This is a genomic window from Natrinema sp. 1APR25-10V2, assembly GCF_031626495.1.
Lineage (GTDB): Archaea > Halobacteriota > Halobacteria > Halobacteriales > Natrialbaceae > Natrinema.
Genome location: NZ_JAMQOJ010000001.1, coordinates 12,864 through 26,888, shown reverse-complemented (window position 1 = coordinate 26,888; position 14,025 = coordinate 12,864). Strand labels below are relative to the sequence as shown.

At 67.3% G+C, this 14,025-nt stretch carries 15 protein-coding genes; 7 read left to right on the top strand and 8 right to left on the bottom strand.

Annotation, left to right across the window (positions count from 1 at the left end; genetic code table 11):
- Positions 1–138: 138 nt before the first annotated feature.
- A complete protein-coding gene (locus tag NDO75_RS00150) occupies positions 139–582 on the bottom strand; it encodes a thioredoxin domain-containing protein (RefSeq protein WP_310904032.1) in 444 nt (147 codons plus the stop codon).
- Between the two features lie 382 nt (positions 583–964).
- Here NDO75_RS00150 and NDO75_RS00145 point away from each other — a divergent pair, with 382 nt between their 5' ends.
- The 5 genes from NDO75_RS00145 (at position 965) to NDO75_RS00125 (ending at position 6,158) form a co-directional block, all read left to right on the top strand.
- Positions 965–1,204 (top strand): sulfurtransferase TusA family protein, encoded by a 240-nt coding sequence (locus NDO75_RS00145; RefSeq protein WP_310904031.1) that lies wholly within the window; start codon positions 965–967, stop codon positions 1,202–1,204.
- Between the two features lies 1 nt (position 1,205).
- Positions 1,206–2,348, top strand: coding sequence for an FAD/NAD(P)-binding oxidoreductase (locus tag NDO75_RS00140; protein WP_310904030.1), 1,143 nt, complete (start codon positions 1,206–1,208; stop codon positions 2,346–2,348).
- Positions 2,349–3,008, top strand: a complete 660-nt coding sequence (locus tag NDO75_RS00135) for a DUF1641 domain-containing protein (protein ID WP_310904029.1) — start codon at positions 2,349–2,351, stop codon at positions 3,006–3,008.
- A 137-nt stretch (positions 3,009–3,145) separates the two neighbouring features.
- The gene (locus NDO75_RS00130) at positions 3,146–4,270 is read left to right on the top strand and encodes an MBL fold metallo-hydrolase (RefSeq protein WP_310904027.1); all 1,125 of its coding nucleotides are present in this window, start codon (positions 3,146–3,148) and stop codon (positions 4,268–4,270) included.
- Between the two features lie 103 nt (positions 4,271–4,373).
- A complete protein-coding gene (locus NDO75_RS00125) occupies positions 4,374–6,158 on the top strand; it encodes a carbamoyltransferase C-terminal domain-containing protein (RefSeq protein ID WP_310904026.1) in 1,785 nt (594 codons plus the stop codon).
- A gap of 32 nt (positions 6,159–6,190) precedes the next feature.
- Here the strand turns inward: NDO75_RS00125 and NDO75_RS00120 are convergent, their stop codons facing one another.
- The 5 genes from NDO75_RS00120 to NDO75_RS00100 form a co-directional block, all read right to left on the bottom strand.
- Positions 6,191–6,562: a thioredoxin family protein gene (locus NDO75_RS00120; protein WP_310904025.1), complete on the bottom strand. Its 372-nt coding sequence runs from the start codon at positions 6,560–6,562 to the stop codon at positions 6,191–6,193.
- 172 nt (positions 6,563–6,734) lie between these two features.
- Positions 6,735–6,998, bottom strand: a complete 264-nt coding sequence (locus tag NDO75_RS00115) for a hypothetical protein (RefSeq protein WP_310904023.1) — start codon at positions 6,996–6,998, stop codon at positions 6,735–6,737.
- Positions 6,998–7,357: a helix-turn-helix domain-containing protein gene (locus tag NDO75_RS00110; protein WP_310905148.1), complete on the bottom strand. Its 360-nt coding sequence runs from the start codon at positions 7,355–7,357 to the stop codon at positions 6,998–7,000. The genes NDO75_RS00115 and NDO75_RS00110 overlap by 1 nt, the downstream gene beginning before the upstream one ends.
- 189 nt (positions 7,358–7,546) lie before the next feature.
- Positions 7,547–8,026, bottom strand: a complete 480-nt coding sequence (locus NDO75_RS00105) for a hypothetical protein (protein WP_310904022.1) — start codon at positions 8,024–8,026, stop codon at positions 7,547–7,549.
- Complete coding sequence (locus NDO75_RS00100; protein ID WP_310904021.1) at positions 8,023–8,571, bottom strand: hypothetical protein; 549 nt, start codon at positions 8,569–8,571, stop codon at positions 8,023–8,025. Before NDO75_RS00100 ends, NDO75_RS00105 begins: the two co-directional genes overlap by 4 nt.
- A gap of 116 nt (positions 8,572–8,687) precedes the next feature.
- Here NDO75_RS00100 and NDO75_RS00095 point away from each other — a divergent pair, with 116 nt between their 5' ends.
- A complete protein-coding gene (locus tag NDO75_RS00095; RefSeq protein WP_310904020.1) occupies positions 8,688–10,610 on the top strand; it encodes a polysaccharide deacetylase family protein in 1,923 nt (640 codons plus the stop codon).
- Between the two features lie 55 nt (positions 10,611–10,665).
- Here NDO75_RS00095 and NDO75_RS00090 read toward each other — a convergent pair whose 3' ends face one another.
- The gene (locus NDO75_RS00090; RefSeq protein ID WP_310904019.1) at positions 10,666–11,409 is read right to left on the bottom strand and encodes an HAD family hydrolase; all 744 of its coding nucleotides are present in this window, start codon (positions 11,407–11,409) and stop codon (positions 10,666–10,668) included.
- Positions 11,410–11,548: 139 nt separating this feature from the next.
- Between NDO75_RS00090 and NDO75_RS00085 the strand changes: the two genes are divergently transcribed.
- The gene (locus NDO75_RS00085; RefSeq protein WP_310904017.1) at positions 11,549–12,274 is read left to right on the top strand and encodes a DsbA family protein; all 726 of its coding nucleotides are present in this window, start codon (positions 11,549–11,551) and stop codon (positions 12,272–12,274) included.
- Positions 12,275–12,298: 24 nt separating this feature from the next.
- On the opposite strand, the gene NDO75_RS00080 is transcribed toward NDO75_RS00085, so the two are convergent.
- Entirely contained in the window at positions 12,299–13,978 is a 1,680-nt protein-coding gene (locus NDO75_RS00080; protein ID WP_310904016.1) for a multicopper oxidase family protein, read from the bottom strand.
- Positions 13,979–14,025: the final 47 nt, after the last annotated feature.

Sequence of the window (14,025 nt, the reverse complement as noted above, 5' to 3'; positions counted from 1 at the left end):
CATCGTCATCGCCGGTCCCGACGCCGCGGCGCCGGCGACGGGTCGGTCCGTCGACGCGGATTCGCGGAGCCGAGACGCCCGCCGATAGCGGTATCCTGACAGACCGTCCGGTCGCCCGGCGTGACTACGGAACGCGGCTCACTGCGCGTGTTGTTCGATCAGGCCCTCGAGAGTCGCCCGATCCTGAACTCCGACGGTCCGCTCGACCGGCTGTCCGTCGGCGTAGAGGACCAGCGTCGGGACGCCGCGAGCGCCCAGCTGCTGGGCGAGGCGCTGGTGGGCGTCGACGTCGACCTTCGCGACGGCGGCGTCGGTCTCCGCGGCGAGAGCCTCGATCGTCGGCTCGAGCATCTGACAGGGGCCACACCAGTCGGCGTAACAGTCCACGAGGACGACGTCGTATTCCCCGACGACCTCGTCGAGGTGGTCCTGACCCGTGATCGCGATCGGCTCGTCGGGCGCGTCGCCCTCCTCGTCGGCGTCGGCCGCGTCGAGGCTCCCGCCGTTCTCGAGGCGTTCCTGTAGCTCTCGTTTCTTTCGTTCGCGGATCCGCTGCCGTTCGTCGTCGGCGGTGTCGCTCATCGTGTGGCCGTACGGCCTCCACGGTTATAATGATTTTGCGTATGGGGCGCAATATCAACGCAGCAACCGGGCTGCTGTGCGTCGCCGAGAGGGACGAGAGACCCATAGTATCCGGTAAGGGCGCTCGCCATCGCCCCATTTGTATATATTTTCTTCGCCTCTTCCCGACCGCATATGTTTTGCAGAATTGGCTTTATGATACAATACCACCTTCCGAGTGTGATCGAACGATGACCGCTAATACACGACACGCTCGGACAGTCTGCGGGGTGAGCGACGGCGTTCGGCGCCGTCCGTTTCGTCGCCGTGAACGCCACGCTCGAGGGGGATCGCTCGAGGAGAGAGTTCGAACGACGGCAACGGAAACGGGGGACCTAGACCGATGACAGAAACGACCGAACCCGACGTGACGATCGACTCGCGCGGCGCAACGTGTCCCGGTCCGCTGATGGACCTCATCGGGAAGGTGAAGACGCTCGATCCGGGTACCGTGGTCGAACTCCAGACGACCGCGCGCAACTCCACGACGGACGTGCCGGAATGGCTCGAGGAGGCCGGCCACGACCTCCTCGAGATCGAAGAGCGCGACGACCACTGGAACATCTATCTGGAGGTCAATTGAGATGCACCGAATCGCGATCGTCGGCGGCGGAACGGGAGGGACGGTCCTCGCGAATCGACTCGCGAGCGAGCTACAGGGGGAGATCGAGGCCGGCGAGGTCGAGGTCCGGCTGATCACCGCCGACGAAAATCACGTCTACAAGCCGACGTTCCTGTACGTGCCGTTCGGCGAGAAGACGGTCGAGGACGCGAAACGGCCGATCGAGGAGCTGGTCGACCGCCGCGTCACCCTGACGTTCGAGGAGGTGACCGGTGTCAACACCGAGCGCAATCGCGTATCGTTCGCCGACCGGACGACCTCGCTGCACTACGACCAGCTCGTGCTGGCGACCGGCGCGACCCTCGAGCCCGAGGCCGTCCCGGGGCTGGCCGAGGGCGGCCACCACTTCTACGGCCCCGACGGCGCCGAACGGCTCCGGGACGAGCTGGCCGACTTCACCGAGGGACACCTCGTACTGAGCGTCGTCGGCGTCCCGCACATGTGCCCGGCCGCGCCCGTCGAGTTCCCCCTGATGGTCGACGCCTGGCTCCGCGAACGCGGCCGGCGCGAGGACGTCGACATCACCTACACGTATCCGATCAACCGCGCCCACGGCCTCGAGTCGGTCGCCGACTGGGCGACCGACCTGTTCGAGGAACGCGACATCGCCCTCGAGACGTTCTTCAACGTCGACGAGGTCGACCCCGACGCGGAAGTCATCGAGACCGTCGAAGGGAACGAACTCGACTACGATCTGCTCGTGGCGATCCCGCCCCACCGGGGCAGCGATCTCGTGACCGACGCAGGGCTGGGCGAAGACGGCTGGGTCGACGTCGACAGACACACGCTCGAGGCGACGGCGGCCGACGACGTCTACGCGATCGGCGACGTCGCCGACGTCCCGACGAGCAAGGCCGGCAGCGTCGCCCACTACGAGGCCGGCGTCGTGGCGGATCGGATCGCCAGCCGCGCCCGCGGGACAGTCCCGACGGCGACCTACGACGGGAAGACCGTCTGCTTCCTCGAGGCGGGGATGGACGAGGCGACGTTCATCGAGTTCGAGTACGGCGAGGAACCGTACGTCCGCGAGCCGTCGAAACCGCTTCACTGGGCGAAGCTCGGCTACAACGAGTCCTACTGGCTCACCGCACGGGGGTTACTGTAGATGGCCGAATCGGAATCCGACATCGAGACTGAGACCGAACCCGAAACGGCGAGCGAGACCGCCGGCGCCGGGGAGCCGACCCTCGAGGAACTCGTCGCCGACAACCCCGACGAGGTCGCTCGGTTCATCGAGCGCCTCGGCGTCGTCAACGAACTGCTCGATACGGCGGACCTCGCGACGGCGGCGATGGACGACCGGATGGTCGAGGAACTGGCCGGGACGGCGACGAACCTCGGCGCCGCGGCCGACGGGCTGGCAACCGACGACGTCGCGCGACTCGGCGAGGCGACCGGCGAGAACGCGGCCGAACTGGCCGACGCGATCGAGACGCTCGCTCGCCTGCAGCGGTCGGGGACGCTCGAGGACCTGCTGGCGATGGCGGACCTCGTCGGGCTGGCTTCGTCGGCGATGGACGACGACATGGTGACCGACCTCGCGGCGACCGGAACGCGACTCGGCGAGGTCGCCGACGCCGCGAGCGATGACGACGTGGCCCGGTCGCTCGAGTCGCTGCTCGAGGCGGTCGGCGAGGCCGGCTCCGACCCCGCGGAACCGGTCGGTGCGATCGGCGTCGCGAAGGCGCTGCGCGATCCGGATGTCAGGGCGGGGATGGGATTTCTCCTCTCGCTCGCGAAGGCGCTGGGACGGACGACCCGGTGATGGCCGCTCTGCGCAATCCCCGCCCGGCGGGTTCCGGCGGAGGTCCGGTCTCGCGGCCGGCCTCGGTGGCGTTCGGTTCGCTCGTTGCGCGTTCCACCAACGAGTTTAAGGATCGGTATCGTATATCAGTGGGTGCGATGCCCAATACTGACTTCACCCCGTCGGAGGTCGCACGACGCATCGAGGAAGACGATGCGCCGGACCTCTTCGTCCTCGACGTCAGAAACGAGGACGACTACGAGGAGTGGCGGATCGACGGCAGTACGAATATCCCGATCTACGACGAACTGCTCGAGTACGACTACTCGACGCTCGAGGAACACCTCGACGAACTCCCGACGGAAACGGAGATCGCGGTCGTCTGCGTCGCCGGCATCACCTCGGCGCGGGCCGCGGAGTTCCTCCGCGAGCACGGGTTCGACGCGAAATCGGTCGACGACGGCATGAACGGCTGGGGGCGCGTCCACCGCCAGTACGACGTCGACGCCGCCGACGGCGTCGTCCAGATCGTCCGTCCCGGAACGGGCTGCGTCTCGTATCTCGCCCACGACGGCGGGGAAGCCGTCGTCGTCGATCCGAGTCAGTACGTCGATCGGTACCTGAACGCGGCCGACGAACGCGATCTCGAGATCGTCGGCGTCGCGGACACCCACGCCCACGCCGACCACGTCTCGGGGGCCCGCCGACTCGCCGGCGAGCTCGACGTCCCCTACTACCTCCACGGGAGCGACGCCGGCGACCTCGACAACGTCACGACCCTGACGGACGGCGAGACGGTCGCCGTCGGCGAGCGCGACCTCGAGGTGCTCTACACGCCCGGACATACGCCCGGCAGCGTCTCGTTCCGGTTCGGCGACGCACTCCTCGCCGGGGATACGCTGTTCCTCCGCAGCGTCGGCCGTCCGGACCTAGAGGATAGCTCGGAAGACGCCGTTCGCGAAGCCGCCAGCCAGCTGTTCGACAGTCTCGAGCGGCTGACGGCGCTCGAGGACGAAACCGTCGTGCTGCCCGGTCACTTCAGCGACGAGTCGATTCGCCCGCTCGCGACCGAACTCGGCGACCTCCGAGCGGAGACGGCCAACGAACTCCTGAGCTACGTCGAGGACGACGACGAGAACGCGTTCGTCGAGACGATCGTGGAAGGCCTCGCGGACGAGCCGGCGAACTACAACGAGATCAAGCAGATCAACTGGGGCAAGGAACAGCCGGGCGGGAACGTCGAAGCGCTCGAGCTCGGCCCGAACAACTGCGCCGCGAACTAACCGAACACGGCTCCGTCGCCGACGATTTGCTGACCCAGCGAAACGTCACTACCGTTTTGCCGCCGTCCGATTTCGGTGTAAGATACGGTTACTTTCACGAGCCATGACTGACTATCGACTCGCGTTCAAACCCGCGATCGGACTCTACGGCCAGCACGATCCGAGCGCCGTCCTCTTCGAAGACGGGGCGCCTCTCTTCGGCGTCGAAGAAGAGCGATATACGCGGGACAAACACGCGACGGACACGTTTCCGGAGCGCGCGATTCGAGCCTGTCTCGACCATCGCGATCTGACGCTCCCGGACCTCGATCGAATCCTCCTCCCGTACGAACCGCGGCTCCGGGGCGAAATCGCCTCGCACTACGTCACCGACGCGATCCGAGCGCCCGGCATCGGACGAAAACTCTCCGCACTCGAGGAAACGCTCGTTACGCAGGTCCGAAGCCGGTTCGCCCCGACACGACAGATCGAAAACCGTCTCGAGTCGATCGGGACGCCGGTACCGCCGATCGAGACGATTCCCCACCACCGCTGTCACGCCGCGAGCGCGTTCCACCCGTCGGGGTTCGACGAGGGCGTCGTGCTCACGATCGACGCGAAAGGGGAGTACGACTCGACGGTCGTCTGGCGCGCCGACGAAGACGGCCTGACGCGGGCCGACACCTACGAACACCCGAACAGTCTCGGTCTCTTCTTCGCGACCGTCACGGAGTACCTCGGGTACCGGATGTTCAACGGCGAGGGGAAAACCATGGGGCTGGCCCCGTACGGAACTGACAATCCGGAGATCGAAGCCGTCCTGCGCGAACTGATCGACGCGGGGGTCGACTACGACGTCACCGAACTGACGAAGCGCTGGGGAACCGGCCACGGCGTCGAAACCCTCGAGGGCGCGTTCGGCCGCCCGCAAAACGAGACGCCCGGTGAATTCGATCAGTGGGAGAAGGACCTCGCGCACACCGCCCAGAAGCTGCTCGAGGAAACGATCGTAGATATCGCGGAGACGGCCGTCGAACAGTTAGGGACGTCTAACGTCGCGATCGCGGGCGGCGTCGCGCTGAACTGCAAGCTGAACAAGCGCGTGCGCGAGTCGTCAGTCGTCGACGACGTCTTCGTCCAGCCGGTCGCCCACGACGCGGGGCTCGCGCTCGGTGCGGGCTGGTCTCGGCGGCGTCCGGCGGCCGTCGACCGCCAGACGGACGTCTACCTCGGACCAGCGTACGAGACCGACGAGATTCGGACGATCCTCGAGACGAACAAGCTCGAGTACGCCGAGCCGGGCGATCTCGAACGATACGTGGCCGAGCGGCTCGCCGACGGCGACCTCATCGGCTGGTTCCAGGGCCGGATGGAAATGGGGCCGCGGGCACTCGGCGCCAGGAGCATCATCGCCGATCCCCGCACCGCCGCGTCCCGCGACCGCGTGAATCGGTTCGTCAAACACCGCGAGGAGTGGCGGCCGTTCGCGCCGTCGATGCTCGAGTCGGCCGCCGAGGAGTACTTGATCGACGGCGGCCCGGCGCCGTTCATGATCGACGCGTACGACGTCCGGCCCGAGAAGACCGACGACCTCGAAGCCGTCCTGCATCCGGCCGACGACTCGACGCGGCCACAGACCGTCCGCGAGGAGCAGCACCCGCGCTATCACCGGCTCATCGCCGAATTCGCCGACATCACCGGCGTGCCGGTCGTGCTGAACACCTCGTTCAACGATCACGCCGAACCGATCGTCCGGACGCCGACGCAGGCGATCAAGGATTTCTATGGAATGGGACTCGACGTGCTCGTCCTCGAGGACTTCGTGATCGAAAAGGCGACGACGGAGACCGATCGGGACTCGGAGCCGTCGTTCGAGGAGAGCGACGAACCGACCCCGGTTCCGGAGTAACGACGCTAACGCAGTCGATTCCGGCCGGCTGCTTAGCGCGCCGCGTGTGTCTCGAGCAGGTCGACGAGCGTTTCGGCCTGCTGGAACCCGTCGTCGAGGCGGGCGACTTCCTCGCCCTCTTTCAGGACGACGAGCGTCGGGACGCTCCGAACGTCGAACTCGGCGGCGAGGTCGGGGACGAGACCGGCGTTCACCGTCGCGACGGCTCCCGGTGCGCTGCGTGCGACCGAGCCGAGCACCGGTTCCATCGACGCACAGATTCCACAGCCGGATGTGACGAACTCGAGCAAGACGAGGTCGTGTGTCGCGATCAGGTCGTCGTAGTCGGCCGCGTCGTCCAACTGGACGGGTTTCCGTGTCGGCTGGCCGTCATCGGTCGAGTCCGAGGCTGTTGGTTCTGTCATTACCCACGTTAGGGGCCGAGCACGTTTCAGTGTTTTGCGGCCATTGTACAATACTGCCGTGCTCTCGGCAGCTCGGCCACGGCCGAAGACCGGTCGGCCACCGCCACGCGGACCGCGCCGGCCTCGTTCTCCGGCCGTCGACCGGACCGCCGACGCCGCGAGCCCACCGCGTTCACTTCGTCAGTGAGACGAGAACGAGCACCATCCCGCTCGAGACGATGACTGCCTGCACGAGCGCGGCGGACGCGACCGTCGTCCCGAAGATGTGGTAGACGAGGCCCTCGCAGATCGCGCCGGCGCCGATGAAGACGAACCCGCCGGAGACGTACAGCATCGGCGTCTGTCCGCTCCGGCGATAGCCGTGATACGCCAGATAGGCGACGACGAGACTCAGGACGAGCGTAATCAGTTTGGCGGCGAGAAATGACGCGTCCATCACTCGTCACCCCTGAGATCGCTCCAGAGTGCGGTGAAGTTGTCCGCGAGTTCGTCGCGAGTCTCGACCGTCAGCGAGAGCTGGCCGTCGGTGATGTCGACGTGGAGCTCGTCGAGCGCCGTCTGGAATTCGCTCCGGTGGGAGCCGTCCGAGTCGACGGTTCGGCGTTCCTCGACGAGGTCGTGGTCCTGGAGCGTCGATACTCGACGATAGATCGTCGTGAGGGAGGCGTCGCACTCCTCGCTGAGCGTCTTCGCGGTCTTCGGTCCGGAATCCGCGGCGAGCAGGATCTTTCGCGCGTACTCGTCCGCGAGGATCTGGAAGATTTCCGTCGAGTCCGAGGAGCCGCCGTGTTGCACACGATAGACCCCGGCGTTCAGCGGCAAATAGGCCACGATTTGCCGATCCAGCGAATCGCCGTCATCGTTTTGTATCGCGCTCCCGCGAACCCCGTCGATCGTCGTCTTCACGGTCCATCGGAGTGTCCAGACGGTGTCGAACCAACATGCCGTGAACGTGCGGATGACGTCGACGAACGGTCAACCGGGTCACGGCGGACAGGTCGGACACGATCGCTCGTGGCGGGCGTATATCAGTCCCGCCAGCATCGCCACCGAGACCGCGCCGAGCAGGGGACGCAGCGGGTCGAAGTACGTCATCAGCGCGGACGAACTGAACAGGGCGAGCAGGAAGGCGTTACAGATCGGACAGCCGACCGCCAGAAATCCGCCGACGAGTCCGCCCATCGCCAGACCGTCCTCGCCGTTCGAGGCGTCGGTCCCGCTCCCCTCGGCGTCGACGACCTCGGTCGCCAACCGCTGTGCGGTGTAGACGCCGGCCAGCAGCGCGGTCAGCGCCAGAAACAGGTAGTCGATCGGCGTCCGCGGGACCATCCGGACGTACAGCGGGTTCGGAACGAGGCCGGTGACGAGCCCGAACAGCAGGAACACGCCGACGCCGGCGACCGTTCCCCACGTCATCGCTCGCCGGTCCGACCGGATCGCTCCGACGAAGCCGCGATCCGTCATTGCCTCGCCTCCGTCGTGATCGCACACCGTTCGGGGTGACCCGCACGTCCCAGGAAAAACAGCAACAGGAGAAGCCCTCCGACGCGAAGCGCTGCGCCGTCGTACGGGAGCACCGCGACGCCCCCGGCGAACCCGAGGAAGCCGACGAGGCCGGCGCCACAGCTCGCACAGCCCGACGCGAGGAGCCCGGGAACGATCCCCGAGAGGTCGGCGAGACTCGAGAGCCCGACGAGTCGGAGCTGTGCGACGGCGTTGACGATCGCGACGCCCGAAAGCAGCGCGTAGAGGAGGACGACCGCGAGCCCGGTCCAGCCGTCGGTCCGGTACACCGTCTCCGTCAACGAGACGAGGACGTACGTAAACCAGTGGAGGCCGTCGCCGAGCATCTGGAGCGAGAACGCCGGCATCGTACTCAGGATCAGCAGGACGTAGGTGACGGCCGTCACGAGAGCCAGCCCGATCGTTCCGCGCCACGTCTCGAACGGGTACGCGGCCGCTTCGAGGAGGTTCGTCAGATACTCCCCGAACGAGTCGCGCGTGAACATTCAGTCGAACCGACGCGGGGACGACTGAAATCTCCGACTCCGATTTGCTGACCCAGCAAAACGGGATTCGCTTATCCACACGATAATGACGGGGGCAGCGAGGGACTGCTCCATCGATGGAATCCGAACGCGACACGGACGACGGTCGTTCCCGGCGGCGACTACTGACCGCACTCGGGGCCGCATCGACGACGGCGATTGCGGGCTGTACGGACGTCCTGTCCGACGACGAAACCGGAGCAGCAGGGCCCGACGACGGGACCGCCAGACGGGGTTCCCGCGAGAGCGGGTCGAGAAACGGCGCCACAGATTGGCCCGCGATCGGGGCGGGCGACGTCCTCTCGGACTTCGAAGACCTCGAGGAGTGGTCCCCCCGCTCCGAGACCGCCGACCTCTCGGCCGCGCCCGACGAGGCGCAGACCGGCTCGCAGGCGGCGGTCGTCGAGAGCGACGAGGGGAGGGCCGGCATGGAGATCCGGTTCTCGGACGGGATCGACCTCGAGGGGTGGGACATCTCACTGGCGGTCAAGCCGGAGTCGGCGGACCGAATCGCCGTCGAATTCCTCGCGCCGACGCGGAGCGAGCGTCTCGCCAGTGTGCGACCCGTGCCGGACGCGTTCGACGGCTGGTTCCGGATGGATTGCGGCTTCCAGCAGAAGCCGGGGAACGAACCCGATCTCACGGCCGTCACCGGGATCAACGTCGTCGCGCACGGCCCCGATGGCGGGCCGACCCGGCTGCTGGTCGACGACCTCCGGCGAACCGAGTCGGCCGCCGCCGGCGCGGCGATCCTGTCGTTCCACGGCGGACATCAGTCCCACTACGACGTCGCGGCCGAAATGCTCGCGGAGCGCGGCTGGGCGGCGGCGGTCCCGGTCACCCCCGAGCGGATCGGCGACGCGGGACGGATGGGACGCGAGGAACTCCGCGAACTCCGCGACCGCGGGTGGGACGTCTGTTCGCTCCCGCAGCCGTCGACGCCCCTCCCGGAACAGTCCGCGGATCGGCAGCGGGAGGTCCTCGAGGGCGCTCGAGACGCGCTCGAGAACGCGGGCTTCGAGGACGGGGCGCGGCACCTGTTCGTTCCGGACGGCCGGATGGACGCGACGACCTACGACGTCGCTCGGGACGTCCACGAATCGGCATTCCTGTACAGCGCCGGGACGACCGGCGTGCCGCCGACCGAGATGCACATGATCCCGTACATCTGGGGGCCCGCGCTCCACACCGGCGTTCGGCGCCACGCCAACCACTCCGATCAGTACGGGCTGTTGACCGTCCTGCGCGTCCCGCGGCTCGTCGACGCGGACGACGTGGGCGTCGACGAGAACCGGATGTCGCTCGACGACTTCGGACTGCTCCTCGATCACCTCGAGCATCGCGGTCTCGACGTCGTCACGCCCTCCGCTCTCGTCGACGAGGAGTTCGAACGCGCCGACGGCAGCGACGAGCCGACGAACCGGAAGCGGCCGAGCGGCGTCGTCCTCGAGGCGGGGCAGTCCTACGCGTTCGAGGGATCCGGGCCGACCGACTCCCAGACCTTCGACCTCGACGACGGCGTCGTCGTCGCGGACGTCTCGAACGACGGGTCGTCGATCGCCGTCGACGTGACCGACACCGACGGGAGCGGCCGTAGCGAGAACCTGCTGACGACGTCCGGAAACGCCACCGGCGAGTCGATCGCGGCCGTCGAGACCGGGACGTACGAACTCGAGATCGACGCCGACGGCGCGTGGTCGATCGAACTCTCCCAGCCAGCGGTCCGCGCCGACGAGCTCTCAGAGCTCCCCGTGCAGGCGTCCGGGACGGGGTCGGCGTTCGTCGGTCCGCTGTGGACCGAAGGCGACGTCAGGGTCGAGGCTACCCACGACGGCGACGGGCGGTTCGTCGTCGACGGCCACGGCGCGGACGGCAGCCGCGAGATACTCGTCCACCGGGACGGGTCGTTCGACAACTCGCGGTCGTACAAAGCCGGCGGCGTCGTCTGGCTCAACGTCGAGGCCGACGGCGACTGGACCCTCGAGGTCGTGGACGCGTAGCGAACGCGCTGTCGCCGAGCTCGACCACCGTCCGTCACGGGGGTCTCGACCCGCTTCACTGCGTCTCGGTCCCGGTGTCCGATTCCGAGTATCCGCCGGCGTCCGAGAGCCGCGGGAGATCACGGAGTTCGCCGATCGACTCGATTCGGTACGTCGGCTCGTATCCTCCCGTCTCGGCGCGGTCCGAGAGCCGGACGGACTCGAGTCCGGCAGCGGCCGCGCCGGCGACGTCCGTCTCGAGCGAATCGCCGACGTGGACCGTCGTCGCCGGCGTCGCCGGCGTCGCGTCGAGGGCGCGAACCGCCCGCTCGAACGGTTCCGGATCCGGTTTCGGCGGCGCGTCGTGACCGGCGACGACGACCGCGTTGACCCACCGCTCGAGGTCGACGGCGTCGATCTTTCGGCGCTGTGCGTCCCGCGCTCCGTTGGTGACGACGGCCAATCGGTACTCCCGGCTGAGTTCGTCCAGCACACGAGCGGCCCCCGGCAGCAGTTCGACGTTCGACTGGTCGCGCTCGCCGCTGAACGCCGCCGCGACGTCTCGTCCGTGCTGTCGCGCGTATCCGTTCTCTGCGGCGAGCGCCGCGAAACAGTCGGACCGGAGCTCGTCCATCGAATCGGACTGCGCGGCGAACTCGTCGTATCGAGCGTAGTACTCGTCGACGGAAAACAGCGGGCCGACGCCTGTACGCTCGAAGGCCGCCTCGAGTACGGCTCCGGGAGATCGCTCGTATTGCAGTACTGTCCCGTCGAGATCGACGGTGATCGCCTCGACCGCTTCCGTCCGCTCGGTTCTCATTCCGATGCCACTCGATTCGTCCGGAAGTATCTATTGCGTTACCCTCAACCGTCGATACCGGCACGGGACCGATTTGCTGGCCCAGCAAATCGGCGGTTCCGTTACCAGCACGGACTGGAAACGTTCGGGAGAACACCCGATGTCGCTCGATCAGCCATCCCGCCGCGCCTTCCTCGCCGGTTCGGTCGTGACGGTCGGCGCCGGCGGCGCCTACTATCTCACGCGATCTGACGAACCCGCACACGACGTCTCCCCGTCGCTTCACTCGAGCGACGAGACGTCCGCGTTCGGCGTCGACCTCGCCGGAAAGCCGATCGTGGGGTCTCCGGAGGCACCGCTCGAGATCTACTACTGGACGGACTTCCAGTGCCCGTTCTGCGAGCGGTTCGAACGGGAGACGTTCCCGGACCTCGTTCGGAAGTACGTCGAACCGGGCGACGTTCGCGTCGTGTTGATCGCGATTCCGTACTTCGGCGCGGATTCGATGACCGCCGCGGTCGCGAGCAAGTGCGTCTGGGAGCAGGTCCGAGACGACGACCCGTCCGCGTACTGGGACTGGCACGCGGCGGTGTTCGACGAACAGGGCGAGAAGAATTCGGGCTGGGCGTCGGCCGAGAACCTCTTCGAGTACACCCGCTCCGTCGACGCCGTCGACGCGGACGCCCTCGAGTCGTGTCTCGATGATCGACGGTCGGAACTCGAGGCCGCGGTCGAGACCGACGCGGACCGGGCGACCGAACTCGGCGTGAGGGGAACGCCGACGTTCGTCGTCTTCGACCCGAGCTCCGAAGCCGCCGGCTCGCTCGTCGGTGCACAGCCGATCGACCGCTTCGACGAGGCGATCGAACGGGTCAGGAACGCGTGACTCGCTCGCGCTCGGCTATCGGCTTCACTGGTACTCGAATACGCGAGCCATCCCTCGTTCGAGGTGGTAGACGTTGTGACAGTGGAACAGCCAGTCGCCGGGGTTGTCCGCCAGGAAGTCGAACGTCACCTGGTCGCCTCGGGGCGCGACGAGGACGGTGTCCTTGACCGCGTCACCGACCTGAAAGAAGTGGCCGTGGAGGTGCATCGGATGGATCGCCGGGCTGCGATTCACCATCCGCACGCGGACGTGGTCGCCCTCGCTAATCTCGAGCGGGTCGGCGTTCGGGTACACCTCCCCGTCGATGGTCCACGCGTCGGCGTCGGCGCCGCCCATCATCCCGCCCGACAACGTGAGGTCGAACGTTCGGTCCGGCTCCCCGTCGAGATCCAGCGGCTCGAGCGCCTCGAGATCGCCGTACTCGAGTTCCCGACCGCCGAACTGCGGCCGATCGGCGGACTCGTCCTCGGACGAATCTTCGTACCGCAGTCTCGCCTCCGCGGGGCTCTCCTCGCCCACGACGGGCTCCGCGACGACGGCCCACTCGCCGGGAGAGTCGGCCTCGAGGATCGCGTCGTAGCGCTCGCCCATGCTCATCACGAACGAATCCACTTCGACGGGTTCGACCGGTCGCCCGTCGGCGTGGGTGACGGTCAGAGAGTGGCCGCCGACGCCGACGCGATAGGTCGTGGCGCTGCTCGGATTGATGAACCGCAGCCGAACGCGCTCGCCCGCTTCGACCTCGAACACCGGCGGATCCGACGGAAGGCGGCCGTTGACGAGCAGTCCCTCGTACGGCGGTCGCTGACTCATCATTTGATTACCCGGTCCCATGCCGTCACCAGGCCCCATCCCATCGCCAGGTTCCATGCCGTCGCCCGGTCCGCGCTCGCCATCAGGTCCACCGCCGCCCGGTCCCATACCGTCGCCGGGACCCTTTCCATTGTCCGGTCCCATGCCGTCACCACTGGGGCCCATTCCGTCACCGTTTCTGCCCGAATCCATTCCGTCACCCGTTCCGCGACCGCCGCCCCGTCCGTCGCCACCGCGGGGATCCGTCCTGTTTCCGTCTCCGTCCGGTCGGCCGCCGGAGCCCATTCCGTCACCGCCGCCCGGCGGAGCTTCGATCGAGTCGAGCGCCGGCTCTGTCCCGAGGTGATCGTCGATCTGCAGCGTGTACTCGCGGTCGTACTCGACGTGCGGCGACTCCGCTTCGACGATCAGTGGTCCGTAGAGCCCCCTGTCGAGTTGCAACCCGACGTGGCTGTGGTAGACGTACGTCCCCGCCGGCGACGCCTCGTACTCGTACTCGAACGTTTCGTCCGACGAGACGGGATCCTGCGTGACGTCCGGAACACCGTCCATCGGATTCGGTACGGGAACGCCGTGCCAGTGGATCGTCGTCCCCTTGGGCAACCCGTTCTCGAGCGAGACGCGGAGCGTCTCTCCCTCGCTCACCCGGAGCTCCGGCCCGGGGAACTGCTCCTCGTACAGCCACGTCTCCACGCTCTCGTCCGCTCCAACGTCGGCCGCTCCGCTCGAGGCAATCAGCGTTTCTTCCTGTGCATCCCTGTCGTCGTTTTGTGCGATCCGTTCGACGGTCGTCGCCCCGATTCCGCTCGCGAGTCCCGCAACTCCGATCAGCGTCGCGCTGCCGATGCGCAACGCTCGTCGGCGCGGGACGGTTCGCTCGTTGTCGTCCATCACAGCATCGCCCACAACTGCCGTGAAAAATGAGGGGGGTATATCGG

Excerpts from the sequence above, each read along its gene's own strand:
- NDO75_RS00135 (WP_310904029.1), top strand. The coding sequence starts at position 2,349 with ATGGCCGAATCGGAATCCGACATCGAGACTGAGACCGAACCCGAAACG.
- NDO75_RS00095 (WP_310904020.1), top strand. The coding sequence starts at position 8,688 with ATGGAATCCGAACGCGACACGGACGACGGTCGTTCCCGGCGGCGACTA.
- NDO75_RS00080 (WP_310904016.1), bottom strand. The coding sequence starts at position 13,978 with ATGGACGACAACGAGCGAACCGTCCCGCGCCGACGAGCGTTGCGCATC.
- NDO75_RS00115 (WP_310904023.1), bottom strand. The coding sequence starts at position 6,998 with ATGGACGCGTCATTTCTCGCCGCCAAACTGATTACGCTCGTCCTGAGT.
- NDO75_RS00090 (WP_310904019.1), bottom strand. The coding sequence starts at position 11,409 with ATGAGAACCGAGCGGACGGAAGCGGTCGAGGCGATCACCGTCGATCTC.
- NDO75_RS00100 (WP_310904021.1), bottom strand. The coding sequence starts at position 8,571 with ATGTTCACGCGCGACTCGTTCGGGGAGTATCTGACGAACCTCCTCGAA.
- NDO75_RS00140 (WP_310904030.1), top strand. The coding sequence starts at position 1,206 with ATGCACCGAATCGCGATCGTCGGCGGCGGAACGGGAGGGACGGTCCTC.
- NDO75_RS00130 (WP_310904027.1), top strand. The coding sequence starts at position 3,146 with ATGCCCAATACTGACTTCACCCCGTCGGAGGTCGCACGACGCATCGAG.
- NDO75_RS00125 (WP_310904026.1), top strand. The coding sequence starts at position 4,374 with ATGACTGACTATCGACTCGCGTTCAAACCCGCGATCGGACTCTACGGC.
- NDO75_RS00145 (WP_310904031.1), top strand. The coding sequence starts at position 965 with ATGACAGAAACGACCGAACCCGACGTGACGATCGACTCGCGCGGCGCA.
- NDO75_RS00105 (WP_310904022.1), bottom strand. The coding sequence starts at position 8,026 with ATGACGGATCGCGGCTTCGTCGGAGCGATCCGGTCGGACCGGCGAGCG.
- NDO75_RS00150 (WP_310904032.1), bottom strand. The coding sequence starts at position 582 with ATGAGCGACACCGCCGACGACGAACGGCAGCGGATCCGCGAACGAAAG.
- NDO75_RS00120 (WP_310904025.1), bottom strand. The coding sequence starts at position 6,562 with ATGACAGAACCAACAGCCTCGGACTCGACCGATGACGGCCAGCCGACA.
- NDO75_RS00085 (WP_310904017.1), top strand. The coding sequence starts at position 11,549 with ATGTCGCTCGATCAGCCATCCCGCCGCGCCTTCCTCGCCGGTTCGGTC.